Here is a 25,085-nt window from a genome sequence, read left to right as displayed (position 1 = left end):
TCCGAAATGAGTGATCGAATATGAATACCAAAAAGGACATCGGCTGGTACGTTTTATTTACGATGCCTTTGATATTTATATTTACGACGGTCGTGATCATTCCGTTCATTATCGGGATCGGCTATTCATTTGTAAGCTGGGACGGCATTCCGGCCAATCCCAAAGTGTTTGTCGGCTTTGACAACTACGTCCAACTTTTTCAAGACGAACGCTTTCTTCAATCCGCTTGGCATACGATTCAGTTTACCGTTTTGGCGCTAATTGTCGTTAATCTGGCAGGGCTGCTGCTGGCTCTGCTCGTCACGAACGGGCTTCGCGTAAGCAATGCCGCGCGAACGATGTTCTTCATGCCGAATCTGATCGGCGGCTTGATTCTCGGCTACATTTGGCAATTCATTTTTACGGATGCGTTTAACTCCGTCGGCGAAAAAACAGGCCTCAAAAGCATTTTCTTCAACTGGCTGCTCGACCCGCAATTTGCGTTGATTGCGATGGTCATTGTCTTTGCCTGGCAAATGGCCGGTTATACGATGGTGATCTACATTGCCGGCATTCAGAGCATCCCGGACGAAATGATGGAGGCCGCCAAGGTAGACGGCGCGAATCTGTGGCACCGATTGACCAAAATCGTATTCCCGCTGCTCATGCCGTCCTTCACCATCTGCTTGTTCCTTACGCTCTCCGGCGCGTTCAAAATTTTCGACGTCAACCTGTCCTTGACGAAGGGCGGACCCAATAACGCCACGGAAATGTTCGCCATGAACATTTACAATGAAATCTTCGCCTACAGCCACTATGGAATCGGTCAGGCCAAAGCGATCGTGTTCTTCCTGATTGTGGCGGTCCTTACCTTGACCCAAGTCATCATCACGAAGAAGCGGGAGGTGCAAATGTAATGAAACGAACAGGCAAATGGATTTTGGAAATTTTGCTATTCGTTTTTGCGCTTGCGTTCCTGTCGCCGGTCTATATCATGGTGGTCAACTCCTTCAAAAACCGCGCGGAATTGTACGAAAACACGCTGGCGCTGCCTTCTTCGCTAAGCTTTCAATACTATGCCAAAGCCATGGAGAAGATGAACTTTCTCACGGCATTCGGCAATTCGTTGTACGTGACCGTCGTTTCGGTGATCATCGTCGTGATTTTGTCTTCGATGACGGCCTGGATGCTGGTCCGGAAGGACAATAAAGTAAGCAAAGCCATCTTTTTGACGTTCGTCGCCACGATGCTGATTCCTTTCCAAACGTTGATGATGCCCCTGATGCAGGTGATGGACTGGATCCGCACTCACCTTCACATCCCGATGCTGAATACGCATGAGGGATTGATCTATATGAACGTCGGCTTCCATGCGAGCATGGCGGTATTCCTGTACCACGGCTTCATCAAATCCGTGCCGGTCGCTCTGGAGGAGGCCGCAACTCTGGACGGCTGCAGCAAGTTCGGCTTGTTCTGGAGAATCGTGTTTCCGATGCTGAAGACGATCACGGTCACGATTGCGATTTTGGACGTGATCTCGATGTGGAACGACTACTTGCTTCCGTCGCTCACGCTATCCGACAAAGGGTTGCGCACGATTCCGCTGTCGACCTTCTACTTCTTCGGTGAGTTCACCATCGTGTGGAACCTGGCGATGGCCGGTTTGACGCTGGCGATTGTGCCGGTTGTCATCTTCTACTTTTTCGCACAGAAATATATCATTAAAGGAATTGCAGCAGGAGCGGTTAAATGAACAACAACAAGACATGGTGGAAAGAATCCGTTGTATATCAAGTTTATTGGAGAAGCTTTTACGACTCGGACGGGGACGGCTACGGCGATTTGGAAGGGCTGATCCAAAAGCTGGACTACATTCGGGATCTGGGCGTCGACATCATCTGGCTGAACCCCGTGTACGAGTCTCCCGACAAGGACAACGGATATGATATTTCCGACTACGAAGCGATCATGCCGAAAGCCGGCACGATGGACATTTGGGAAAGACTGCTTTCGGAAGTCCACGCCCGCGGGATGAAGCTGATCATGGATCTGGTGGTCAACCATACGTCCGACCGGCATCCGTGGTTTCTGGAATCCAGGTCGTCCCGTGACAATCCCAAGAGGGATTGGTATATATGGAGAGATGGGAAAAACGGCGAACCTCCGAACAATTGGCGTTCTTATTTCTCGCCGTCGGCGTGGGAATGGGATGAGGCGACGGGGCAATATTACTTCCATTCGTTTGCCGTCGAACAGCCGGATTTGAACTGGAAAAACCCGGAATTGCGCCGGGAAATTTATCGGATGATGAGATTTTGGCTGGATAAAGGCATAGACGGATTCCGGTTGGACGCGATCGCTTTGCTGGCCAAGCCGGAAGGATTCCCCGATGCCGAAAATCCCGAGGACATCCGTTATTTAACGAATAATCCCGGTCTGCACGATTATATCCGGGAAATGAATGAGCAAGTGTTCCGTCATTACGATATCGTGACGGTGGGGGAAACGGCGTTCGTCTCTCCCGAGGAAGGCTTGAAATTTGTCGGCGAAGACCGCAAGGAACTGAATACGTTATTCCATTTCGAAGTATGCGATGAGATGCCGGCGTGGGACATGCTCCGCTTTAAGGAGATTCAGAGACGCTGGTATAAGGTTCTGTGGGGAAAAGGCACGAATTCCCAGTTTTTGAATAACCACGATCATACGAGACAAGTGACCCGGTACGGAAACGACGGCCCTTACAGGGTGCAATCCGCCAAACTGCTGGCCACCATGCTGCACACCCTTCCGGGCATCCCATATATTTATCAGGGCGAAGAAATCGGCATGACCGGCGTACGGTTCGATTCGATCGATCAATACAACGATATTGCGATGAAAAACCGCTACGACGAAGAGGTTCGGAAAGGCCGGGATCCGCAGGAAGTGCTTCAAAGCCTGCAAGCGTTGAGCCGGGACAATTCCCGCACGCCCATGCAGTGGAACGATTCGCTCCATGCCGGATTTACGACCGGCACTCCCTGGATCAACGTAAATCCGAATTACAAAGAGATCAACGTGGAAAAGGATTTGTCCGATCCGAATTCCATTTACCGGTACTATCAGAAGCTAATTGAGCTGCGCAAAAAACACGAGGTCATGGTGTACGGCGATTTCGAAGAGCTGCCGGAGTGGATGGAGGACAAGCACCTTTACGTGTATACCCGAACCTTGGGCGATACCCGCTGGCTCATCGTGCTCAACCACTCGGACGAGCCGTCGTCCATGCGGTTGCCTTCCGACTATCCGGCTTCCGCCCTGCAATTATTGCTTTCCAATTATCCGGAGAACGAAGCCGATACCGATGACCGCATCGAGCTTCGTCCCCACGAAGCCCGGATTTACGCGATCCGCCGCGCTTAACGGCTTGCTGCGCATAGCGTTTCGTTCAGCGGACGGCTGGGCGCAGCGGCTTACCCGGCGGACGGCTGCTCATAACGGCTCGTCCATCGGATGGCTCCCCAAAACCTCCCTTGCAGGGAGGGCAGACTGTCGAGAACGTCTCGGCAGTCTTTATTTTTGTTGCGTTAATTTATGACGGTACTGCGTTAATATGCAATATGTTATAATATGGTACCCGACCCCCAACTGAATGGGTCTGTATCGGGCACATGGTGCCGGAAGCGGCATTATGGAGAGAAAGCGATAGGAGGGACGGCCGTGGCAAGCACGCATGTTTTCTCGCGGAGAGAAGAAGTGGCCAACGCCGTGACGCACGGGGGCGGCGCGCTGCTCAGTGTTGCCGCGTTGACGCTGCTGATCGTATTCGCCAGTTTGAAAGGAACGGCCTGGCATGTCGCAAGCTTCACCGTGTACGGCGTAACGATGCTTCTTCTGTACACGGCGTCTACGCTCGTTCACGCTTGGCGCGAAGGCAAGGTCAAGGATCTGTTCGAGACGTTCGACCATTCCTGCATCTACTTGTTCATCGCCGGATCGTACACCCCGATTATGCTTACTGCGCTGCGGGGCCCGCTGGGCTGGACCGTGTTCGGCATCGTCTGGGGGCTGGCGGTTGCGGGCGTCGTGTTCAAGGCGTTTTTTACGAAGCGGTTCGTGATGATCTCTACCTTATTTTACGTGTTGATGGGGTGGATGGTCGTGCTCGTCTGGCACCCGCTGCAAACGGCCATGGCTCCGGGCGGGCTTCGGCTGCTCGTTGCCGGCGGGGTGTTGTATACGCTAGGTTCGGTGTTCTACGTATGGCGGGCTTTCCGCTACCATCACGCGGTTTGGCACCTTTTTGTCATGGGCGGCTCGGCACTTCATTTTTTTGCGATTCTTCTGTATGTTCTGTAATCGGTTGTCGCGGCCACCGGGCCAGCACGGCCGCCGGTTTACCGGTCAGAGCCGGGATAAGGTTGCCTGGCGTGCCCGCGTAGGGAGCCGATTGCAGCTCTCCGAGGGGAGAGACAATGCCGAGCAATATCCGCCGCGATACATTTGCGTCATGAGCGCGAGGGTAACCGGTTTTCCGTCTTCTTCGGAGTTGACGACGAGATGGGAAAGGCGGCCTTTGCAAAGATCATCCCCTTATACTCCCGCAAAAGAAAGGAATGCTGCGTATAAGGGGATCATTCGCACCTCGCTATGAACAAAATGCGGAAGCAGGAACGAATAGGCGCGTTGGGAAGCGAGTCTGTGGACGCGGGTCAAGTCGATTGCGGGAAGCGTGGACGCGCCGGCGGCATATTGGCGCGAGTTGCCGGTCAGTACCAGTGCCCCCACCCGTTCCCGACCCCCGGCTGCTGCGAATATTCGGCGTCCGGAGGATAGGGCCGGCCGTGCGTCTGGCCGTAATATCCCGGAAACGGATAGGCGGGGTAGGCCGAATGGCCCGTGGCCGGATGGACCGGATAGGGCGGATAGGACGGGATGGCTGAATTGGCCAAGTTGGCCGAGTTGGCTTTGGCGGGATGGGACCCCGTCAGGCCTTGCACCGCGTCCGTTTTGCAATCGCTCGGCGGTCCGATAATAACGGTGTCGGTAATCGGCGCCAACACTTCCTTCAATTGGGGTTCGTTAAGGCAATAGGTATGGGCCAACACGTTAGCAGGGGTCAATCGCAGCAGGTCCGAACCCGTAATGATTTCCGGAATCGGGGCGTCAAAAACGGCCAACAGCTGGGTGTGGTCTTCCGTAGCGATTTCATAATGCCACCATCCCTGGGGAACGTTGGCCACTTGCCTCGGCCGGATCGGAAAATGGCGAAGCTCTTTGGTGAACGGGTTGATCAGGGAAACGACGGCCGCTCCCGAAACGCAGTAAACCAGTTCGGAAGCGTTTTGATGATAATGGGGCTCGATCACATTCCCCTTGCTCAGGTAAATATCCAGTATCGACATGTTGCCCAAGGTGTTAAGCTGTTGAATGGAGAGCGCAAGGATGTAATTCCGCCGGTCTTTTTGATAATAAAGGTTGTCGCTCAAATCGTACGTAAATTGTACGGATGGCGAAGTATAGTCCATATATGAAACCGCCATATTGATTTCCTGCCCTTCATACGAAAATAGGCTTTTGCCTGACGGGATAGCTTATGAATGATCCCAAAGGAAAGTGCGCCGATTTTTCATGAAGGGTGTTATGACCGTTATTTCGGATAATAGGAGAAACCGGGATATTTGACGACGGGCCATTTTTCCTTCCGCAGAGCGTCTAGCAGTTCCGGCCCGACATGAAGATTGCTCCGAACAAGGTCCCGCGGGGTAAGCGCCATCCACTGGTTCAAGGAAATATCGGCAAACCGGTCGCTCTTGAACATCTCCAGAAACCACAGCGTCTGGGTTCCGGTGTTCTGAATGTAGTGGCCGAACGCGAAAGGCACGTACCCCACATCGCCCGCTCTGACATCGAAGGTTCGCGCAGCCCCGTCGCCGGCAAATACCGTCATCCGTCCTTCTCCCGTCAGGTAGTATTGCCATTCGTCGTTATTGGGGTGCCAATGCAGCTCCCTCATGGCGCCGGGCTGGATCTCGACCAGGGCTGCGGCAATGGTTTTGGAAATCGGGAAATTGGTGGAGTCCACGATGCGCGCGCTTCCGCCGGGCGTTTTGATCGGCTTTTGAGCCAACAGGCGGTGCTTGAAGCTGAGCGGAACGGTGCCGTATGGCGATTGAACCTGCTGGCTTTCGAGGGAACCGGGAACGGAGTCCTGATAGATATAAACTTGCTTGTCGGGAATGGAATCAAAAGCGCTGGTCGGAACGCCGAAATTGGCGGACAGAACGTCTTTGGGGGTGTGCGCGAACCAGTCGGAGATGGACAAGGTGTTCAAGTCGGAGAAGGTCCCGTTATCGAAAACGAGCAAAAATTCGCATCCTTCCGCCAGCCCTTGAATCGAATGCGGCACGCCGGCAGGAAAATACCAGATATCTCCCGGGCCGATGTCGGCGATAAAATTTCGTCCGTCTTGGTCGACGGCGGTAATCCGCGCGCTGCCCCAAATCATGTACGCCCACTCCGCTTGTTGATGCCAATGCATTTCGCGCACGCCGCCCGGCGTCAAGCTCATGTTTACGCCCGCCAGCGTAGTGGCAATCGGTAATTCCCGGACGGTAATTTCCCGGGACCATCCGCCATGATTCAGCTGCATATGCGTGTCGGAGAAAGACATTCTTAGATTGGGCAGCAAGCCCGAATCCGTTACGGGCGGGACCAGCATGTCCGGATTTTCCCTGTCCCTCAGGATATCGCGCGGACCATAGTCCGGACCGCCGGCGCCGTCGCTTCGGATCGGTTGCGGCACGTGAAACGGCTTTGCGTTATTTGGATAAGGATTGTTCATGCCGTTTGTTTCCTCCTAAGAATGATGCGCGCATCATTTTTCATTCTACAAATAAGAGTATGGATTGGGTTTGGATATTATGAAGTTCAATGGTTGGATGGCCTCGACACGTGAACGGTGCAGCCGCCCGGCGTGGTCGGGCGCATCGGACAAAACGGACCGGACCGTCGTTCCGCTAATGGTTAAGAAACGCCGAAAATCCGGGCGAATCGGACACAGGTTCCGTTATTCGATCAAATTCCAGGCAAAACATAACGACTCAGGTGAAATAGCGGATCCTCTGTCAAGAAACAAGCCGATTTTGCGTCGATTTTTGTAAACAGCGGATTCTCTGTCCGCATTCGACTGCAGCTTATATTACGTTCGAAAGTCTATACGTCCGCGCCCGCTCCTTTCCGCTTGCCACACTCAGCATGTCCAGCTCGACCAATCGATGGAGAATGCGCCTGGCATGCCGATCGCTGATCCTAAGATGTTCCGCCAATTCCAGCGGGGCAATCGGACGCAGCAAACGCCGCGCAAAGCGCATCGTCTCCGCCTCAAGCCAGGAGAGCCGGGAAGGCACGTCGGTAGAGACGAATTTTCCGATGAAGGCGAGAACGAGCTGTTGGCACTGTTTAGGCTCGTCCGTAATCGACGGGTAGGCTACGGGCAAGAACGTCCATCCGTCGAGCGACAACAAGCAATGCCTTTGGCATAAATCTTTAAACCTCCTAACGTCAAGATCTCTTGCATGCGGTCCGTATCCCTGAATTTCAATCCCGCCCTTCGCGCCTCCGGGCATATAGGCAAGATCCAGGTAGCGGTAGCCATTGTTGAAATCGCGCACTTCCCATTCCGGATACAAGTGGTCAAAGTTTCCCACGGCCGGAAACCAGATGGAACGAAGAAAGGCGACGGTTCCATGACCAAGTCCCGTTTCAAGCCGTTCGCGTCTTCTGGGATTGTTTTCATTCTCGATCTGGTTCTGCATCCATTCTTCGTATTTTTGTTCGAATCGCAACATGTGGACACACCTTTCTTTAGCCCGACTTGACTTGCGCCGCGAAAACAAAAAACCGCCTTAATGCCCGAACACCCATCTTCATGAGGTGTCGGGTATTAAAGCGGCATGTGCTTCACGACCGTCTTTATAAAGCCAGTATAGCCTGATCCGAACCATTCGGCAACAGCGTTTGCCCTCATGTCCGAATTTCCGCGAAGCCGCGATAGGCCCGGTCATCTGCATATACGTAACGCGTTCCGACGGCGCGTTTTTTCGAAGCGCAAATTGTGATATACTGTTTATATAATAAACACTTTTGCGAAGTTCCGTTTCCCGATTTGCGAACGGAATGTTTGCTGCGACAGGATGGGGGACAGGAAAATATGCGGAAAGACGATGGCTTGGAACGCGAAACGGATCGCAAAACGCATGATGAAACGGATCACGAAGCCGTAAAAAAATTGCCTCCCGGGGTGGCGCTCAGTTGGGGGCTCGTCAAGCAATCGCGCAGAGGTCCGAAAGGCGAACTGAGCATTCCCCAAATCGTCGAGGCGGCAATCGCAATCGCCGATAAGGACGGCCTCTCCGCGGTATCCATGAGCCGGGTCGCGGCGGCTTTGGGATTTACCGCCATGTCTCTCTATCGGTACATTTCCGGCAAGGACGAACTGCTGCTGCTCATGCAGGACGCCGTATGCGATATTCCGATTCCGCCCGAGGAGGAGACGGACGCCGACTGGCGCGCAAGCATGCGCGAATATGTACGGGCGAGCATCCATATTATCCGGAAACATCCATGGTTCGTCGACATTCCGATCTCCGGCGTTCCGATCACGCCGAACAACCTGCGAATTGTGGATTGGGCGCTTCGGCTGCTGCGGAATTTTCCGCTTAACGATTACGAAAAAATGTCCATCGTTCTCCTGGTCAGCAGCTACGCGCGAGCATGCGGGATGATTATGCGGGATATGGAACGGGCGATTCGAGCCGGAACCAGTCCCGGCGCGTTCAGCGGACTGGAATATACGGCGGCGCTTAAGCAGCTGGTCACGGCGGAGCGCTTTCCCGATCTGTATCCGGTCGTCATGTCCGGCGCATACACCGGCGAGAACGAGAGCGACAATACCGTCGGCAACGACTTCGATTTCGGTCTGGAACGGATTCTTGACGGCATCGAGTTTTACCTGGCCTCAAAGATGCGGAAGGACTCGGACAAAAACAAGCAAGCCCCGAAGGCGAAGACCTAAAGGGTCCCGGCATAAAACCGAACGAACCTCCAAAACCGCTGCAAAAGCGGGATTGGAGGTTCGTTTTTTCGATATCGCATCAAAAGCAGCGCTTGGAAATCCAAAACGGGCTTTGGGGACCGATTGGCTAGCGGCGTCCCGCTTTCCGGGAAAACACCCGCATGGCCCAGACGACGGACGCCAGCAGGATGAACGCGCACCAACCGACCGCCCACCATGCGTTCTCCCGAATCGGGGTGCCGGTCAGCAGGCCGCGGATCGTCTCAATGACCGGCGTGATGGGCTGACGGTTCGCGATTCCTTGCAGCCAGTCCGGCATCGTATCCGTCGGAACGAAGGCGCTGGACAGGTAGGGGAGAAAAAGCAGCGCGAATCCGTATGCGCTGGCGGCGGACGGGCTGCTTGCCACAAGTCCGATGGCGGCGTAGAGCCAGGTGAACGCAAGGATGAATAAGACGATCACGCCAAACGCCATAAGCCATTCCGCGAAATTTGCGGAAGGCCGGAATCCGACGAGGAACGCCACGCCGATCACGACGGCGGTGGCGATCAGGTTGCGTACAAGGCTGGCCGCGACATGTCCCGTGATGACGCTAATGCTTCGGATCGGCATCGTTCGGAACCGGTCTATGATGCCGTTGGTCATGTCTTGGGCTACATCGACGGCGGTGATGGACGAACCGAATCCGGCGCACAGCAGAATGATGCCCGGAACCACGTAGTTCACATAGTTTCCGCCCGGATCGAGCGCGCCGCCAAACACATAGGTGAACAGCAGCATGAGCATGATCGGAAGCGCAATGGCCATGATAAGCGCCTCGACATTGCGCAGGCTGAGGCGAATGCTGCGTCCGATGAAGACGGCGTTCGTCGTGGCGAAGGACGCCGTTTTAGCCGATGGATGGGGGCTAATCATGATGCCGATTCCTCCTGTTCTTTGGTCGTCAGGGCGATGAACACATCGTCCATGCTCGGCTTGCGAATGCTCACCTTGGTCTCCTGCGGGACCGTGTCGGCGAGCTCGTTAAGCGTACGCCTGATTTCCCGGAGGCTGCCGCCGGTCGGGACGACCCGAATCACTTCATCCTTCGCGTTCCGCAGCTCGAGCACCTCGCCGCCCACGCGCGATTTCAGTTCCTCCGGGGTTCCCGTCGCCACGACCCGCCCGCCGGAAATGACCGCAATCGTGTCGGCCAGCTGGTCCGCTTCTTCCAAATATTGTGTCGTGAGAAAGACGGTGATGCCCTGCTCTTTCAGTTGAAGGATGGTATCCCATAAAACGCGCCGGCTCATCGTATCCAGACCCGTCGTCGGCTCATCCAGAAACAGAATCGGCCGGCTGGCCGCCAGGCTGATGGCGAGATCCAGCCGGCGGCGCATGCCGCCCGAGTAGGTCTTGACGCGCTTTTTGGCAGCCGGCGTCAGGTCGAAGCGGCTGAGCATCTCGGCTGTCCGGGCGCGGGACTCCGCCGCCGTCAACCCGACGAGTCTGCAGATCATGCGCAGGTTCTCCTCGCCGGTCAGCATTTCGTCGACGGCCGCATACTGTCCGGTGAGACTGATGGACCGTTTCACCTCGTTTTTTTCGGTTACGACATCGTACCCCGCCACGCGCACGGTGCCTTCGTCGGGGGCGACCAGCGTGGACAAAATGTGGATGAGCGTCGTCTTGCCGGCGCCGTTGGGCCCCAGAAGCGCGAAAATGGCGCCCGCCGGTACCGCGAGGTCGATTCCGTCGAGCACAACTTGATTTCCGAATCTTTTTCGCAAACCCGCAACTTCGATCGCATAGGATTTCATGAAGCGGCCCCTTTCCATTCACTCAATAAACTGTATTTACAATAAACAGTATATTATATAAACAGTATTTGCGCAAGAAAGATTTTCAACCGGCGATACCGGCTTCGGAGCCGCGGAACTCTGCGGATGGATGCTTTCTCGGGCGGACAAGACCGTCTCTTCGGGGATTGTGATAAGATGAAAAAGAGAATCGAAGAGTGCGGGGACGTAAAGCGTATGCGGCGCGCATCGAAGTAAAGGGGGAAGCATTTTGCTTGGATTTGCCATTCTCGTTTTCTTTAATCTGCTCGGTCTTGGATTGAAAGAATGGCTGCATGTGCCGATGCCGGCCAATCTGATCGGCCTTATTCTGTTTACGCTCGCGCTGTACTTCAGGATCGTCAAGCTTCGGTGGGTGGAAGATGCCGCGCAATTTCTGACGAAGCACATGATGCTGTTTTTTATCCCGTACATCGTTGCGTCGATGGCGATCGTTCCGCTGCTGGGCAAGCAGCTTCTGCCGCTGGCCGCAAGCCTACTTCTCGGGCCCGCGATCGTGATCGCGGTTGCCGGATGCGTGACGGCCAGGCTGCGGAAACAGCCAAGCGGGGAGGAAGCCTCCCGATGACGGCGCCATGGTTTCGTGATCCTTTGTTCGGCTTTTCGCTCAGCGTGATTCTGTACAGTGCCGGCTTAATCGCGAGCAAGCGGTTTCGCTGGCTGCATCCGCTGTTTTTCAGCTCGGCCGGCATTATCCTCCTGCTTGTTCTGACCGGTATTCCCTACGAAGATTACGAGCCGGGCGGCCAGTTGCTGACGTTCTTTCTGGGACCCGCGACCGTCGCGCTGGGCGTTCCCCTTTACAAGCACGGAGAGCGAATCCGCGAGCAGCTTGCCGCCGTGCTGGGCGGAATTACGGCGGGGGCCGTGGCGTCGATCGTGTCGACCGGACTGCTCCTGTGGGCGCTGGGAGGATCGCGCGAGACGATTCTGTCCGCCTTGCCGAAATCGGTCAGCTCGCCGATCGCCGTCGAGCTGGCCAGGATGACGGGCGGAACGCCGGAAACCAGCGCGACGCTGACGGTGCTGACCGGCCTCGCCGGAAGCATGATGGGCGAATCGCTGCTCAAGCTGCTGCGCATTCGCGGCGATTTGCCGATCGGCATCGCGATCGGCACGGCCGCCCACGGCATCGGAACGTCGCGGCTTTTGCGCCGGTCGGAGGCGCAGGGAAGCTACAGCGGCTTTGCGATGGCGATGAACGGAATCGTGACCGGCGTGCTGTACATCCCGCTGATCTGGTGGTTTGGCCGTTGAACGAGGAAAAATGGCGGAGGAAGCGCGGAAGCGGATCGGGGCGAAGCGGGGAGGGGCGGGGATTTTCAAGAACCCGGCCTGCCGGGCAGAAAAAGGCGTCCTTGCCGGCGTACGCCGACAAGGACGCTTCGTTCGAAAGCCGTTTTTCAGCTTTGTTTCTTGTGCCACAGCGCTTCGATTTGTTCGAGCGATCGGCCCTTGGTCTCGGGAATGAACAGCCAGGTGAAGATGACCGTGATCAGCGACATCGCTCCGAAGACCCAGTAGGTGGCGGCCGGACCCGCCGAATTCAGCAGCGGGGGGAACGATTGGGAAACGACGTAATCCGCGGCCCACAGCGCCATCGAGGCGATGGCCGTCGCTCTTCCCCGAACGCGGTTCGGGAAAATTTCGGACAGCAGCACCCAGACGACCGGACCGAGCGAAATGGCGAAAGCCGCCACATAGATCAGGATCAGTCCGAGAACCAGCGGTCCCGAAATATCGCCGGAGTGGAACACGAGTCCGATCAGCAGAAGGCTTACGGTCATGATCGACGTCCCGATCAGAAGCAACACCTTGCGTCCGGCCTTGTCGATGAGCCAGATGGACAGAATCGTGAACACAAAGTTGATAAAGCCGACCAAAATCGTTTGAATCAGCGCGGCATTGGTGCCCGCGCCCGTCTCTTTCAGAATCTCCGGCGCATAGTAAAGGATGGCGTTGATGCCGGTGACCTGCTGCAGAATCGCGATGACGACGCCGACGAAGAGCGCAAAGCGCAGGCCGGGCTTGAACAATTCGCGGTACGACGCCTTTTCCGTTTTGAAGGACTCCTTGATCTCAAGCACTTCCTGCTTGGCCGCTTCCTCTCCGTGGATGCGCAGCAAAATCGGCAGCGCTTCTTCCGGACGGCCCTGCTTGATCAGCCAGCGCGGGCTTTCGGGAACGAGAAACAGAAGGATCATGAAAAGGACTCCCGGAATGGCTCCGACGCCGAACATCCAGCGCCAGCCGTTGGCGATATCCCACGCGTCGTCGCCGTAGCTCGCGATGCCCGAGTTGATGAAGTACGTCAGAAAAATACCGCTTACGATCGCAAACTGGTTCAAGGCGACCAGCCGGCCGCGGTAGCGGGCGGGCGCGATTTCCGCGTTGTACAGCGGGCACAAGGTGGAGGTAATGCCGATGCCGATGCCTCCGATCATGCGCGCCACGATATATCCCGTAAACGTCTCGGGAATGGCCGATCCGATCGAGCCGACAATAAACAGCAAGGCGGCGGCGATCAGCACTTTTTTCCGGCCGAGCCCGTCGCTTAGCGTTCCGGATAACGCGGCGCCGATGATGCAGCCGATGATCAGGCTGGAGACGGCCCAGCCGATCTGAACGTCGTTCAGAGCGAATTTGTCCGTCATGAAGCCGATGGCTCCGGACACGACGGCGGTATCGAATCCGAATAAAAAGCCGCCCAACGCGGCAATGATGGACACCAGCGTCACATATTTCATGTTCGGGCGAACCGCTTGTTCGGCGGTTAGCAAGTTGGTTGACATTTGTTCAGGCCTCCCTTGGCGTAATGCAAGCGGCTTCCGGTCTGGGGAAGCGAGAACAAGTATAGCACAGGGCGCGAAGCCGGGAGGGAACAATCAACTTCAATAATTTGCGCTATTTCCGCACAATAATTCGGCGGGGGCGCATTGCGGAATGCGAGAGGGTCCGATCTTCACTTTATTGGCCTGAACAACGCAAAAAAGTCCATTTCCCGGCCGGGAAACGGACGGCAGCGCGCGACGGGATTCGTGCGGTTACGGGAGCTGGGCGCGGTATTCGGAAGGGCTGACGCCGGTCACCTTTTTGAATACCCGGCTGAAGTAGTTCGGGTCTTTGTAGCCGACCTCGTAGCATACTTCCTTAATGCTGAACTGGTCTTCCCGGATCAACTGCTTGGCCTTTTCGATCCGGAGCCGGGTCAGGAAATCGATAAACGTCTCGCCGACGTGCTGCTTAAACACCTTGCTGAAATAGAACGGATTCAGGTGAACGAATTCCGCCACGTCTTCCAGCGACAAATCTTCGGTAAACCGTTGGCGGATGTAGGCTTTGGCTCTGTCGATGACCGTCGACGTCTGCTCCTCGCGAATTTCGCGAATGCGGTTCAGGGCCGACATGACATAGCTCCGCTGCGCCGCGTCTTCGGTTGCTTCGTGCGGAAATTGCACGGTTCTTCCCTGTCTTAAATCGTCAAAAAGGCAAACGCTTCCATTTCGATCGGAACAAGTCGAGGCGAACACCGCTTCGAAGTACGACCGGCGAAGGCCGTCCGCGCCGCTGCGCAGCGTTCCGATTCCGACGGACAGGTCGGCCTTCAGTTGGGAACGCACCGTATCCCGCAGCTTTTCCCCGAACCGGACGGCTTCCTCTTTCCAATCGTCCTCGGCCTGCGGCGGCTTTCGCAGGAACACCGCCAGGTGATGCTCGAGAATGGAGCTGACGATGCAGTGGCCGTGCGACTTGGCGAATCGGCGGATCGTTTCGAACAGCGCCCTCTTGTCCAGGCCGGGGTCGTGGCCGGCAAAGGCGAGCACCAGGCAGCGGCAGTCCTCAAGCGGAAAATCGAGCCATTCCGCAAGTTCCTCGGGCCGGGCGTCGATCACCTGATCGACCATCAGCATCAAGGCCAGCTCGTTTTCCACCAGCGGCTGCAGCGCATACACCCTGCTTTTGAGCTCGAGCTGCTCGGCTCTTTTGTCCTTTTCCCGTTCGAGTTCGTCCACCAGCTTCCGCAGCAATTCGGCGATCTGCTCTCTGCCGGCGGGCTTTACGATATACTCCTTAACGCCGAGGGCCAACGCTTCCTGGGCATAGGAAAAATAGTCGTACGCCGTCACCAGCACAAGCTTGGCGTCCGGAAGCAGGTTCCGGATCTCTTTCAACGCTTCCAGGCCTTGGATGCCGGGCATTTGCACGTCCATAAACACGATATGGGGGCGGCGGTCCTCCGCAAGCTCAATGGCCTGTCTTCCGTTCTCGGCATGGATGATCTCGAACGTATCCGGCAGCATGCGGCTGGCGATCCACTCCAAGCCTTCCCTTTCCAGGGCTTCGTCATCCGCGATCAGCAGGCGGTACATCTTTTTGCTCCTCCTCACGTTTCAAGGGTACACGGATCGTAATCGACGTGCCCTGCCCGGGACGGCTCCGAACGTCGACGGCGTCGTCGCGTCCTGAGAACAATTGGAGCCTTCGGAATACGTTGCGGGTGCCAAGCCCCGTCGACGCCGCAGCCGGGCCGCCGGCGTCCGCTGCCGGCTCGTAATTCATGCGCAGCAGCGCTTGCCTCGTCGTTTCGTCCATGCCGATTCCGTTGTCCGCGATTTCGATTACGGCGTCCCGCCCTTCGCGGCGGACGGTAAGCCGGATTTCGGCGTCTTTTTCCAAACGCTCGATGCCGTGTACGAACGCGTTCTCCACCAGCGGCTGAATCGTCAGCGGCGGAATCGGCGCAGACAGGGCGGATTCGTCGACGGCCGTCTCGAACCGGAACCGGTTCCGGAAGCGCGCCTGCTGGATGGCTACGTACGCCGCCACATGCGCAAGCTCATCCCGCAGCGTGGACGGTTCGTCCGGATTCCGCAATTGGTAGCGGAACATCTTCGACATGGAGACGATCAGATCGGACGTCTTCTCCGCCCCTTCCAGAAGCGCCAGCTTGGACAACACGTTCAGCGAGTTGAACAAAAAGTGCGGGCGGATCTGGCTTTGCAGCGCCTGAAGCTCCAGCTCCTTGACGAGCCGGCGCTGCTCCAGCCGTTCCCGGTCCCGCTCGGCGGACGCTTTCAGGTCGGCCAGCATCTGCACGAACGCGCCGGACAGAACGCCGAGCTCGTCCTTGGAAGGGGGAGGCAAGGCGGGAACAACGTCATACGACCGGCGCTCCGAGACGCGCTTGGCCGCCTTGACGAGCCGGCCGACCGGTTCGGTGACGCTCCGGGAGATCCACACGGCCAGCGCGATCCCCAGCACGGTCTGAACGGCGATCACGGCGGCGCCGAGCCGGTTCATCTTCGCGTTCTCCTCCTGAACCCGGCGGAACACCGGCTGGTCGAACTCCAGCTCGAGGTCGACCAGCCGCTGCGCTTCCTCGCGGATAAAGGCCAAGGTTGTTTCCGCCGATTCATACACGGCCAGCGCCTCGGCCGGAGAAGAAGACGCGGTCAGGGCGGCTTTTTCCTGCCCGACCAGCGTGTCCAGCAGGCGGACGTAACCGGCTGCCGCGGAGACGAGCGCGGAAGGGTGGCCGGCTTGTTCGAGCGCATCCCGGCGCTGCGCGAGCTCGCCGCGCCTTCGCTCCGCTTCGGCCCGCCCTTCGGGGGCGGGGTCGAGCAAATAGTTGTAAAGGGCCTGCAGGGACTGCTCGGCGGTCAGGACCGACTGCTTGTAGGACAAGACCCGGTCCATCATCCGGTCGTAGCTTCCCTGAACGACCGTCGAGCTCTGAAACAGAAAAAACGTGACGGTATTGGCGAGCAGGACAAGAAGCGGGATGATCAGCAAAAGTTTGGTGCGTATGCTCATCGGCGGCTTCCTCCGGCGTCGGCGGCAGCGCCGTTGTCGGATGCGCCGTTAACGGACGACGTGCCGTCGGAGCCGTCTGCGCCTTCCGCCGCGTTGCCGTTGCCGCCGCCGTTGCCGTTGCCGTTGCCGCTTTCCGCGTTAGCAAGCGAATTGCGGTTCAAGACGGCCGTTTCCGTCACGTGCAGCTTCCCGATCTCTTCCCCCTGGAAATAGGCGTGCACCAGATCGACCGCTTCCACGCCCATTTGATAAGGCTGCTGAACAATCGTCGCCTCGATTCGTCCCTGCCGGATCGCTTCCCTGGTCGACTCCAGATCGTCAAAGGCGAACACGCTGACGTTCGCGGCGCCGACGCGCTGAACCGCCTCCGCGATGCCGGGGCCGTCGAGCGCGCTGAACCCGACGATTGCCCGCAGCTCCGGATGTTGCTGCAGCATCGTTTCCGCCTCTCCGGCCGCTTGCAGGCGGGAGATGTTGGAGTAGCGGATGTCGGCGACGGCAAGGCCCGGATAACGGTTCACGACGCCAAGGAACCCTTCCAGACGGAGCCGCTGGTTATTCGCTTTGCTGCCGAGCAGGACGCCGATCCTGCCGGATTTGCCGATCGTCCGGACGACAAGCTCCCCCATCTGCGCTCCGGCGCGCTTGTTGTCCGTTCCGACATAGGCGATCCGCTTGCTGTTCGGCTCGTCCGCGTCGACGGTAATGACGGGAATGCCCTTGGCCGCCGCCTGGTCGATCAGCCGGGCGTAGCCGGGTTCGTTCAGCCCTTGAACCAGCAGCGCATCGGTGCCTTTCGCAATCGCTTTTTCCAGCAGGCGGGCCTGTTCTTCGGCGTTGATCCGAAGCGGTCCCGCGTACTCGAGATCCATGCCGTGCCGCTCGGCCGCGGACCGCGCGCCGCTTTCGACCGACCTCCAGAACGGATTGTTCAATTCCTGGGAAATCAGCCCGACCCGCAGACGCGAAGGTTCCGCCGGATCCGCCGGCTTCAACTGCCCCGCAAGCTGGCGGGTGTGCAAGGAGGTGACGCCGAAGCCCGCAAGCAGGAAGAAAAACGTCAAAGAGAGGAGAGCGATGCCCAGATTCCAGATTCGATTCGACATTCGGGGTCTCCTTAACTGTCGCTTTGGAACTTACAACTCTCATTATACAAAATAAACCCCTGCGCATGCATCGAAGCCGGGCATCGGGACGGAAAACGAGCGGCATGGGCCGCCGATACGGACCCGCGGAGCCGGAGCCGTACCGACTTGCGGGCAGCGGACGAACGCGGCGGCATCGCGGCGCCGGACAAACTGCCGCGCGTCCCGTTTGCCCTCGGCCACCTTCGGGGCTATTCCGAACGCGGGACCATGACATTGACATCCCTATAGGGGGATGTTATAAAAAAAATGAACTGGCACTCACCGAGGGAGAGTGCTAATCGTTTGCGAAAGGAGATTGCCCCATGGAAAAGAAGCAGTTTCAAGCGGAATCGAAACGGCTTTTGGAAATGATGATCAACTCCATTTATACGCAAAAAGAAATCTTTTTACGTGAATTGATATCCAACGCAAGCGACGCGATCGACAAAATCTACTACAAAGCGCTGACCGACGACAACCTCGTGTTCGACAAAGACAATTACTACATTAAAATCATTCCGGACAAAACGAACCGCACCTTGACGATTCTCGACACCGGCATCGGCATGACGAAGGAAGAGTTGGAAACCAACCTCGGCGTCATCGCGAAGAGCGGTTCTTTGGCGTTTAAGCAGGAGAACGAGATCAAGGACGGACACGACATTATCGGCCAATTCGGCGTCGGCTTCTATTCCGCGTTCATGGTCGCGGACGTCGTGACGGTCATCAGCAAGGCGCTCGGCAGCGACACCGCATACAAATGGGAATCGACCGGCGCCGACGGCTACACGATCGAACCGTGGCAGAAGGATACGGTCGGGACCGAAATCATTTTGAAAATCAAAGGCAACACCGAGGACGAAAATTACGACGAGTTTTTGGAAACGTACCGGCTGAAAGCGATCATTAAGAAATATTCCGACTTCATCCGCTACCCGATCAAGATGGACGTGACGACCTCGAAGCTGAAGGAAGGCACCGACAACGAATACGAGGAAGTCACGGAAGAGCAGCGGATCAACAGCATGGTGCCGATCTGGCGCAAAAACAAAAACGAGCTGACGGACGAAGACTACCGAAACTTTTACACGGAAAAACGGTACGGCTTCGACAAGCCGCTCAAGCACCTGCACATCAGCGCCGACGGAACGGTCGTCTATCAGGCGATCCTGTTCATTCCGGAAGCGATTCCTTTCGATTATTATACGAAGGAATACGAGAAAGGGCTGGAGCTGTATTCGAGCGGCGTGCTGATCATGAACAAATGCGGCGACCTGCTGCCGGACTACTTCAGCTTCGTCAAAGGGATGGTCGACTCCGAAAGCCTGTCGCTCAACATTTCGCGGGAAATGCTGCAGCACGACCGGCAGCTTAAGCTGATCGCCAAAAACATCGAGAGCAAAATCAAAAGCCTGCTCAAAAGCATGCTCAAGGACGAGCGGGAGAAATACGAGAAATTCTTCAAATCGTTCGGCCGCCAGCTGAAGTTCGGCGTTTACAGCGACTTCGGCGCGCATAAGGAAGTGCTGCAGGATCTGCTCATGTTCTATTCCTCCAAGGAGAAGAAGCTCGTAACCTTGGACGAGTACGTCTCGAGAATGCCGGAGGATCAAAAATACATCTACTACGCGACGGGCGAGTCGGTCGAGCGGATCGAGAAGCTGCCGCAAACCGAGCTGGTCGCCGACAAAGGCTACGAAATTTTGTACTTCACCGACGATATCGACGAATTCGCCATCAAGATGCTCATGCGCTACAAGGACAAGGAATTCAAGTCGGTATCGAGCGGCGATCTGGGGATCGAAGCGGACGACAAGAAGGAGACGGAATCCGCGAACGACGAGCACAAAGCGCTGTTCGAATATATGCAGAACCGGCTGTCGGACAAAGTGAAGCGCGTCAAGGCGTCCACGCGTCTGAAATCGCACCCCGTATGCCTCTCTTCGGAGGGCGAGGTATCGATCGAAATGGAAAAAATCCTGAACGCGATGCCGGGCAATCCGGACGCTCCGAACGTCAAGGCGGACAAGGTGCTGGAAATCAACGTCAACCATGCGGTGTTCCAATCGCTGAAAAACGCCTTCGAGCACGACAAGGAAAAGCTGGATCTGTACACGGCGCTGCTGTACAACCAGGCGCTGCTGATCGAAGGGCTGCCGCTTCAGGACCCGGTCGAATTCTCCAACGATATTTGCAAAATAATGGTGTGATCGGCCCCCAAAGCGGACAGCGTTCGCCGCAAACGGCTGAGCAGGGCGGAATAGGCCGCCGGCTCGGCCTTTTTTTTGCGCTCGGGCGGCCTTGGCTTGGGCGGCTTTCGGGAAGAGCGCTTCGCGTCGTCGTATCGGCAGGCCGCGATTGAAATTGATAATGATTATCAATATACTCAAATAAGAAAACGAAAAGCAGGAGGGAGGGACTTCGAATGGAAACCGAGCCAAGCGGCGCGCGGAACGAACCGGGCTGCCTGCATGAATGGCTGTTCAGGCTCCGGTCGGTGGAGTCCGTTAAGGGAGACGGGACCGGCGGACTCAAGCAGCAGCTCGTGTTTTCCTATGCGCTGGTCGTCGTGACAAGCGGCGAAGTTCAGCTTCTGCTGGACCGGCAGCAGGTGGACCTGGAACAGGGGGCGGTATGCGTCTGTCCGCCGGACCGGACGTTCGGCACGGCGTCCATGAGCGGGAACTCGGAGATGTACGTGTTCTATTTTGACGTTTTCGGCCGGCGGGAGGAAGCGGACGGCGGACTCGGCCCGGTCAAGGAGGCGCATTTGTTTTCCCATAGCGGCAAAATAACCGTTTATCCTTCCGACGAGCTGGTTGCGATGTGCGGCAAGCTGTTCAGCGGGTGGCGCAGCAATGATAAGCTCGGCCCCTTCCGCTGCCAGATCGATTTTCAGGAACTGCTCTACCATATCGCCCGGAACAGCCGGGCGAAGCCGGACAGCGCCCATGCGGCGCTTGAATTCGCGAAGCAATATATCGAAGAGCATTATACCGAACCGCTGACGGTCGAACGGCTCGCGCAGATGGCCGATCTGAGCCCGAAATATTTCGGCGACCTGTTCAAAAAGAAATACGGGAGAAGCGCGATGGACTACGTAGCGGAGCTGCGCCTGGCGCAGGCCAAGCGGCTGATGGCCCAATCCGATCTCCGGCTGCGCGATATCGCCCACCAGGTCGGCTACGCCGACGAATTTTACTTCAGCCGCAAATTCAAAAAAGAGATCGGCATCTCCCCGGCTGCCTATATGCGCAGCCGCCGCCGGAAGGTGGCGGTTTACAGTCCCGCGCTGCTCGGGCAGCTGCTGCCGCTTCAGATTATGCCGTTTGCGGCCCCGCTGCACCCGAAGTGGACGGAATACTACTACCGCAAATACCGCAACGAGATTCCCGTTCACATCAGCGCTTACCGGCACCATCAGGAATGGGAAGCCAACATCGAGCTGCTGCGGCAGGTGCCGGCGGATTTGGTGCTTGCCCTGGACGACATTTCGGAGGCGGAGAAGCAAGCGCTGGAGAAGATCGCGCCGGTGTTCTATCTCCCGGCCGAGGGCGCGGATTGGAAGCGGCAGTTTCGTCTGCTGGCCGAATTTCTGGGCGAATCCTGGCAGGCCGAGCAGTGGCTGCAGTGGTATGCGCACAGCATGCGGGCGGGCAAGGAACGGCTGCGGCAAGCGATGGCCGGCGAATCGGTCGCGGTCGTCCGGATGCTGAACGACAGCCTGTTCCTGTACTGCGATCGCGGCATGGCCGGCACGCTGTACCGGGGCCTGGAGCTCAAGCCGGCCTACGACTGCGGGCAGGAACTGTATGATGTGCCGGTCACGCCGGCCGAACTCGGCGACTTGAACGCCGATCATTTGCTGCTGATGATCCGCCAGGAGAGCGAAACGCTCGGCGCCTGGAAAAGGCTGCAGGACGATCCGAAATGGCAGGCGATTCCCGCGGTTCAGCGGCACCGGCTTTGCTTTCTGACCTCGGACCCGTGGCGGGAGTATTCCGCTTATGCGCACCTAAGGATGCTGAAGCAGGCCGTCCGGCTGCTATCTGCCGTTCGTCCATCTTAATTCGGGATTTTGTCCATGGCGATGCGCCTGCTCCTTCGCTATAATCAGCAATGATAATCATTATCAATAAAGAGGAGCAGGAGAAAGGGGCTTTTCAAAAAGATGAGAAAGACAGTCGCATTAGCCGTTTTGATTGCATTATTCATGCTGGTGTTGGCCGCATGCGGAGGCTCGAACAACGAGAAATCGGCCAATAGCGGTACGAACTCCGGACCGTCGGCATCGGCAACGGCAACGGCGCCGGCCTCTGCCGAGGCGCAGCCGGCCAGCGAGCAAGCGTCCCCGGCGGGCGAGCGGACGATCGAATACTTGGGCGAAACGTATACGGTTCCGGCCAACGTGGAACGGATCGTCATCACCGGCGCGATGGAAGCGATGGAAGACGCGCTTGTGCTGGACGTGCATCCGGTGGGAGCCATTACGTTCGGCGGCAAGTTCCCCGAGCGCTTCGCGCCGATTACCGATAAGGCCGAGTCGATCGGCGAGAAGACGCAGCCGAACTTCGAGACGATTCTCAAGCTGAAGCCGGACGTCATTCTCGGTTCCACGAAATTCCCGGCGGAAACGGCCGAGAAGCTGAAGAAAATCGCGCCGACGATTCTCGTCTCCCATATTGCCGTCAACTGGGAAGCGAACCTGCGGCTGCTGGGCGAGCTGACCGGCAAGCAGGAGCAGGCCGAAAAGGCGATCGCCCAGTACAAGCAGGATCTGGAAGCGGCCAAGGGGACGCTGACCGAGAAGCTGAAAGGCCAGAAGGTGCTCGCCGCCCGGATCCGCTCGGGACAGGTGTTCATTTATCCGGAGAAGGTGTTCGTGAATCCGATCCTGTACAACGACCTTGGGCTTGAACCGCCGGCGGAAGTGAAGGCCGCCAAAGCGCAGGAAGCGCTGTCGGTCGAGCAGCTTGCGGCGATGAACCCCGACTATCTGTTTATCCAGTTCGCCGATGACGAAAACAAGGAGACGCAAAACGCGCTGACCGAGCTGCTGGACAACCCGATCGTGAAGAAGATCAACGCCGTCGAAAACGACAAGGTGTTCGTGAACGCGATCGATCCGCTCTCGGAAGGCGGCCCCGCGTGGAGCCGGATTCAATTCCTGAAGGCCGCGCAGGAGCAACTGGCCAAATAATGCGGAAGCGTGAGTATTCATGCGGACGATGGCCCGTTTAAAGCCGGCGGCGCTGCTTGCGTTCGGCGTGCTGCTTGTCCCGGTCACGATTCTGCTGTCCGTGCTTTACGGCACAAAGTCCATCGATGCCGGCACCGTCTGGGATGCGCTGTTCCGCTTCGATCCGAACGACGTGGACCACCTCATCATCCGCTCGTCCCGCATCCCGCGCGTCGTCGGCGCTCTGCTCGTCGGCGCGTTCCTTGCCGTGTCCGGCGCCCTTATGCAGGGGATGACAAGAAACGATCTTGCTTCCCCTTCCATCATGGGCGTGACGGACGGCTCGGCGTTCGCCATTACGCTGTGCATGGTGTTTCTGCCGGGTCAGGCCTCCATGGACATGATCCTGTTCTCCCTTGCCGGGTCCGCGCTCGGCGCCGGCCTTGTCTTCGGCATCGCGAGGCTGCTGCCGGGCGGCACTTCCCCCGTCGCGCTGGCGATATTGGGAACGATCGTCGGGACCTTTCTGTCCGGCGTCTCGCAGGCGCTGGCGACTTACTACCAGGTGTCCCAGAACGTCAGCTTCTGGTACAACGCCCGGCTGCACCAGATGGATCCCGCCGTCATCCAACTGGCGATTCCGTTTGCCGTTGCCGGCTTTGCCCTTGCCATGCTGGTCGCCCGTCCGGTTACCACCCTGTCTCTTGGAGACGAACTGGCGGCCGGGCTCGGCATGAACGTCGTGCTGGTGAAAGCCGCGGCGATGCTCAGCGTCGTCCTGCTGACCGGAATCTCCGTGGCGATCGCCGGCAAAATCGCCTTTATCGGACTCATCATGCCGCATGTCATCCGGTTTCTCGTCGGCCGGGATTACCGGCGGATCGTTCCTTTCGCGGCGCTGTACGGCGGGCTGTTTCTGGCCTGGTGCGATCTGATCAGCCGTATCGTCAACCGCCCGTTCGAGACGCCGGTCGGCGTCGTAACCGCGCTGTTCGGCGTGCCTTATTTCCTCTATTTAATCAAGACGAGAGGAGGGGGCAAGCGTGCGTAGACTTTCGGCTTCGGCGCGGTTTTGGACAGTTTTTCTGACCGCCTGCGGGCTGGGTCTTGCGGCCATGTACGTCAGTCTGACCAACGGCACGTTCGATCTTTCGGCCAAGGATGTCTTCAAGACGCTGCTTCGGATCGATCCGACGGCCGAACGCGATCTTGTCGTTTTCGAATTTCGGCTGCCCCGCATTTTGCTTGGCGCGCTGGTCGGCTTCGGCCTCGGAATCGCCGGCGCCGCGCTGCAGGGCATTACCAAAAACGCGCTTGCGGACCCCGGTATTTTGGGCATTCACGCCGCCGCGGGAACGGCGGTCGTGCTGTATATGTTTTTCGTTCAGGGCACGGTGAAAGGGGCCGGCTGGATGGCCGTCATGACGATGCCGTTATTCGGCTGGGCGGGCGGAATCGCGGCGGTCGCCCTGCTTTACGCCTTGGCCCGGCACCAGGGAGCGCTCGACCCGCAGCGGCTCATTCTGGTCGGCATCGCGCTGAGCACCGGCTTCGGCGCGCTTACGCTCTACATCTCGCTGAAGATGAATCCGCAGGATTTCGAGATGGCGACCGTATGGCTGGCGGGCAGCATCTACAGCGCGACCTGGAAGCATGTCGCCACGACGATCCCGTGGCTGCTCGTTTTGACGCCCGTTATTTGGCGGAAGTCCGCCGTTCTCGATCTGCTGCAGCTGCACGAGACGAGCGTCAAAGGGCTTGGCGTCCGCGCGGACAGGGAGCGGAAGCTGCTGCTGTTTTGCTGCGTCGGGCTGGTGAGCGCCTGCGTGTCCGTATCCGGCAGCATCGGCTTTGTCGGCCTGATCGCTCCGCATATCGCCAGGCGCCTGGTCGGCGCGCATTACCGGCATATCGTTCCCGCCTGCGGCGCCATCGGGATGCTGATGGTCGTCGTCGCCGATTTTATCGGCAAAACGATCTTCGCTCCGGCGCAACTGGCGGTCGGCATCGTCATTTCGATCTTGGGCGTCCCGTATTTCGTCTGCTTGCTGTTTCGAACCCGAAAAAGATAACGGCGTGCGCAAGCGGAAAG

Annotated in this window: 21 protein-coding genes; 12 read left to right on the top strand and 9 right to left on the bottom strand. The window is 57.6% G+C overall.

Annotated features, from left to right (window positions below; all coding sequences use genetic code 11):
- Window positions 1-20 precede the first annotated feature (20 nt).
- From F560_RS0103050 to trhA, 4 genes are all read left to right on the top strand, one after another.
- Window positions 21-896 (top strand): carbohydrate ABC transporter permease, encoded by an 876-nt coding sequence (locus F560_RS0103050; protein ID WP_019004237.1) that lies wholly within the window; start codon window positions 21-23, stop codon window positions 894-896.
- A complete protein-coding gene (locus F560_RS0103045) occupies window positions 896-1,732 on the top strand; it encodes a carbohydrate ABC transporter permease (protein WP_019004236.1) in 837 nt (278 codons plus the stop codon). Before F560_RS0103050 ends, F560_RS0103045 begins: the two co-directional genes overlap by 1 nt.
- Complete coding sequence (locus F560_RS0103040; protein WP_019004235.1) at window positions 1,729-3,381, top strand: glycoside hydrolase family 13 protein; 1,653 nt, start codon at window positions 1,729-1,731, stop codon at window positions 3,379-3,381. Before F560_RS0103045 ends, F560_RS0103040 begins: the two co-directional genes overlap by 4 nt.
- 297 nt (window positions 3,382-3,678) lie before the next feature.
- Entirely contained in the window at window positions 3,679-4,317 is a 639-nt protein-coding gene (trhA, locus tag F560_RS0103035) for a PAQR family membrane homeostasis protein TrhA (RefSeq protein ID WP_019004234.1), read from the top strand.
- 410 nt (window positions 4,318-4,727) lie between these two features.
- On the opposite strand, the gene F560_RS0103030 is transcribed toward trhA, so the two are convergent.
- The 3 genes from F560_RS0103030 to F560_RS0103020 form a co-directional block, all read right to left on the bottom strand.
- Window positions 4,728-5,501: a cupin domain-containing protein gene (locus tag F560_RS0103030; RefSeq protein WP_019004233.1), complete on the bottom strand. Its 774-nt coding sequence runs from the start codon at window positions 5,499-5,501 to the stop codon at window positions 4,728-4,730.
- A gap of 107 nt (window positions 5,502-5,608) precedes the next feature.
- Window positions 5,609-6,802, bottom strand: a complete 1,194-nt coding sequence (locus F560_RS0103025; RefSeq protein ID WP_019004232.1) for an oxalate decarboxylase family bicupin — start codon at window positions 6,800-6,802, stop codon at window positions 5,609-5,611.
- Between the two features lie 352 nt (window positions 6,803-7,154).
- Complete coding sequence (locus F560_RS0103020; protein WP_019004231.1) at window positions 7,155-7,808, bottom strand: transcriptional regulator; 654 nt, start codon at window positions 7,806-7,808, stop codon at window positions 7,155-7,157.
- Between the two features lie 362 nt (window positions 7,809-8,170).
- Between F560_RS0103020 and F560_RS0103015 the strand changes: the two genes are divergently transcribed.
- Complete coding sequence (locus tag F560_RS0103015) at window positions 8,171-9,034, top strand: TetR/AcrR family transcriptional regulator (RefSeq protein WP_019004230.1); 864 nt, start codon at window positions 8,171-8,173, stop codon at window positions 9,032-9,034.
- Between the two features lie 127 nt (window positions 9,035-9,161).
- On the opposite strand, the gene F560_RS0103010 is transcribed toward F560_RS0103015, so the two are convergent.
- Together F560_RS0103010 and F560_RS0103005 are read right to left on the bottom strand one after the other, a co-directional pair.
- Window positions 9,162-9,950, bottom strand: coding sequence for an ABC transporter permease (locus F560_RS0103010; protein ID WP_019004229.1), 789 nt, complete (start codon window positions 9,948-9,950; stop codon window positions 9,162-9,164).
- The gene (locus F560_RS0103005) at window positions 9,947-10,834 is read right to left on the bottom strand and encodes a daunorubicin resistance protein DrrA family ABC transporter ATP-binding protein (protein ID WP_019004228.1); all 888 of its coding nucleotides are present in this window, start codon (window positions 10,832-10,834) and stop codon (window positions 9,947-9,949) included. The genes F560_RS0103010 and F560_RS0103005 overlap by 4 nt, the downstream gene beginning before the upstream one ends.
- A 250-nt stretch (window positions 10,835-11,084) precedes the next feature.
- Between F560_RS0103005 and F560_RS0103000 the strand changes: the two genes are divergently transcribed.
- Both F560_RS0103000 and F560_RS0102995 read left to right on the top strand, forming a co-directional pair.
- Window positions 11,085-11,441, top strand: coding sequence for a CidA/LrgA family protein (locus tag F560_RS0103000; protein WP_019004227.1), 357 nt, complete (start codon window positions 11,085-11,087; stop codon window positions 11,439-11,441).
- Window positions 11,438-12,130: an LrgB family protein gene (locus tag F560_RS0102995; RefSeq protein ID WP_019004226.1), complete on the top strand. Its 693-nt coding sequence runs from the start codon at window positions 11,438-11,440 to the stop codon at window positions 12,128-12,130. Before F560_RS0103000 ends, F560_RS0102995 begins: the two co-directional genes overlap by 4 nt.
- 146 nt (window positions 12,131-12,276) lie before the next feature.
- On the opposite strand, the gene F560_RS0102990 is transcribed toward F560_RS0102995, so the two are convergent.
- The 4 genes from F560_RS0102990 to F560_RS0102975 form a co-directional block, all read right to left on the bottom strand.
- A complete protein-coding gene (locus F560_RS0102990) occupies window positions 12,277-13,665 on the bottom strand; it encodes a sugar porter family MFS transporter (RefSeq protein WP_019004225.1) in 1,389 nt (462 codons plus the stop codon).
- Window positions 13,666-13,917: 252 nt separating this feature from the next.
- Window positions 13,918-15,243, bottom strand: coding sequence for an AraC family transcriptional regulator (locus F560_RS0102985; RefSeq protein ID WP_019004224.1), 1,326 nt, complete (start codon window positions 15,241-15,243; stop codon window positions 13,918-13,920).
- Window positions 15,218-16,687, bottom strand: coding sequence for a sensor histidine kinase (locus F560_RS0102980; RefSeq protein ID WP_019004223.1), 1,470 nt, complete (start codon window positions 16,685-16,687; stop codon window positions 15,218-15,220). The genes F560_RS0102985 and F560_RS0102980 overlap by 26 nt, the downstream gene beginning before the upstream one ends.
- Window positions 16,684-17,793, bottom strand: a complete 1,110-nt coding sequence (locus F560_RS0102975; RefSeq protein WP_019004222.1) for a sugar-binding protein — start codon at window positions 17,791-17,793, stop codon at window positions 16,684-16,686. The genes F560_RS0102980 and F560_RS0102975 overlap by 4 nt, the downstream gene beginning before the upstream one ends.
- 344 nt (window positions 17,794-18,137) lie before the next feature.
- Between F560_RS0102975 and htpG the strand changes: the two genes are divergently transcribed.
- The 5 genes from htpG (at window position 18,138) to F560_RS0102945 (ending at window position 25,065) form a co-directional block, all read left to right on the top strand.
- Window positions 18,138-20,024, top strand: a complete 1,887-nt coding sequence (htpG, locus tag F560_RS0102965; RefSeq protein WP_019004220.1) for a molecular chaperone HtpG — start codon at window positions 18,138-18,140, stop codon at window positions 20,022-20,024.
- Window positions 20,025-20,239: 215 nt separating this feature from the next.
- Window positions 20,240-21,883, top strand: coding sequence for an AraC family transcriptional regulator (locus F560_RS0102960; RefSeq protein ID WP_019004219.1), 1,644 nt, complete (start codon window positions 20,240-20,242; stop codon window positions 21,881-21,883).
- Between the two features lie 102 nt (window positions 21,884-21,985).
- Window positions 21,986-23,014: an ABC transporter substrate-binding protein gene (locus F560_RS0102955; protein ID WP_019004218.1), complete on the top strand. Its 1,029-nt coding sequence runs from the start codon at window positions 21,986-21,988 to the stop codon at window positions 23,012-23,014.
- Between the two features lie 19 nt (window positions 23,015-23,033).
- Complete coding sequence (locus F560_RS0102950) at window positions 23,034-24,044, top strand: FecCD family ABC transporter permease (protein WP_019004217.1); 1,011 nt, start codon at window positions 23,034-23,036, stop codon at window positions 24,042-24,044.
- Window positions 24,037-25,065, top strand: a complete 1,029-nt coding sequence (locus tag F560_RS0102945) for a FecCD family ABC transporter permease (protein WP_019004216.1) — start codon at window positions 24,037-24,039, stop codon at window positions 25,063-25,065. Before F560_RS0102950 ends, F560_RS0102945 begins: the two co-directional genes overlap by 8 nt.
- The last annotated feature ends 20 nt before the right edge of the window (window positions 25,066-25,085 follow it).

Source organism: Cohnella laeviribosi DSM 21336, assembly GCF_000378425.1.
Lineage (GTDB): Bacteria > Bacillota > Bacilli > Paenibacillales > Paenibacillaceae > Cohnella > Cohnella laeviribosi.
This window is presented reverse-complemented; position numbering and strand designations above follow the sequence as displayed.

What these genes read in the sequence shown, in the direction of transcription:
- F560_RS0103050 (WP_019004237.1), top strand. Translation starts at nt 21, where the DNA reads ATGAATACCAAAAAGGACATCGGCTGGTACGTTTTATTTACGATGCCT.
- F560_RS0103045 (WP_019004236.1), top strand. Translation starts at nt 896, where the DNA reads ATGAAACGAACAGGCAAATGGATTTTGGAAATTTTGCTATTCGTTTTT.
- F560_RS0103040 (WP_019004235.1), top strand. Translation starts at nt 1,729, where the DNA reads ATGAACAACAACAAGACATGGTGGAAAGAATCCGTTGTATATCAAGTT.
- F560_RS0103030 (WP_019004233.1), bottom strand. Translation starts at nt 5,501, where the DNA reads ATGGCGGTTTCATATATGGACTATACTTCGCCATCCGTACAATTTACG.
- F560_RS0103025 (WP_019004232.1), bottom strand. Translation starts at nt 6,802, where the DNA reads ATGAACAATCCTTATCCAAATAACGCAAAGCCGTTTCACGTGCCGCAA.
- F560_RS0103020 (WP_019004231.1), bottom strand. Translation starts at nt 7,808, where the DNA reads ATGTTGCGATTCGAACAAAAATACGAAGAATGGATGCAGAACCAGATC.
- F560_RS0103015 (WP_019004230.1), top strand. Translation starts at nt 8,171, where the DNA reads ATGCGGAAAGACGATGGCTTGGAACGCGAAACGGATCGCAAAACGCAT.
- F560_RS0103010 (WP_019004229.1), bottom strand. Translation starts at nt 9,950, where the DNA reads ATGATTAGCCCCCATCCATCGGCTAAAACGGCGTCCTTCGCCACGACG.
- F560_RS0103005 (WP_019004228.1), bottom strand. Translation starts at nt 10,834, where the DNA reads ATGAAATCCTATGCGATCGAAGTTGCGGGTTTGCGAAAAAGATTCGGA.
- F560_RS0102995 (WP_019004226.1), top strand. Translation starts at nt 11,438, where the DNA reads ATGACGGCGCCATGGTTTCGTGATCCTTTGTTCGGCTTTTCGCTCAGC.
- F560_RS0102990 (WP_019004225.1), bottom strand. Translation starts at nt 13,665, where the DNA reads ATGTCAACCAACTTGCTAACCGCCGAACAAGCGGTTCGCCCGAACATG.
- F560_RS0102985 (WP_019004224.1), bottom strand. Translation starts at nt 15,243, where the DNA reads ATGTACCGCCTGCTGATCGCGGATGACGAAGCCCTGGAAAGGGAAGGC.
- F560_RS0102980 (WP_019004223.1), bottom strand. Translation starts at nt 16,687, where the DNA reads ATGAGCATACGCACCAAACTTTTGCTGATCATCCCGCTTCTTGTCCTG.
- F560_RS0102975 (WP_019004222.1), bottom strand. Translation starts at nt 17,793, where the DNA reads ATGTCGAATCGAATCTGGAATCTGGGCATCGCTCTCCTCTCTTTGACG.
- htpG (WP_019004220.1), top strand. Translation starts at nt 18,138, where the DNA reads ATGGAAAAGAAGCAGTTTCAAGCGGAATCGAAACGGCTTTTGGAAATG.
- F560_RS0102960 (WP_019004219.1), top strand. Translation starts at nt 20,240, where the DNA reads ATGGAAACCGAGCCAAGCGGCGCGCGGAACGAACCGGGCTGCCTGCAT.
- F560_RS0102955 (WP_019004218.1), top strand. Translation starts at nt 21,986, where the DNA reads ATGAGAAAGACAGTCGCATTAGCCGTTTTGATTGCATTATTCATGCTG.
- F560_RS0102950 (WP_019004217.1), top strand. Translation starts at nt 23,034, where the DNA reads ATGCGGACGATGGCCCGTTTAAAGCCGGCGGCGCTGCTTGCGTTCGGC.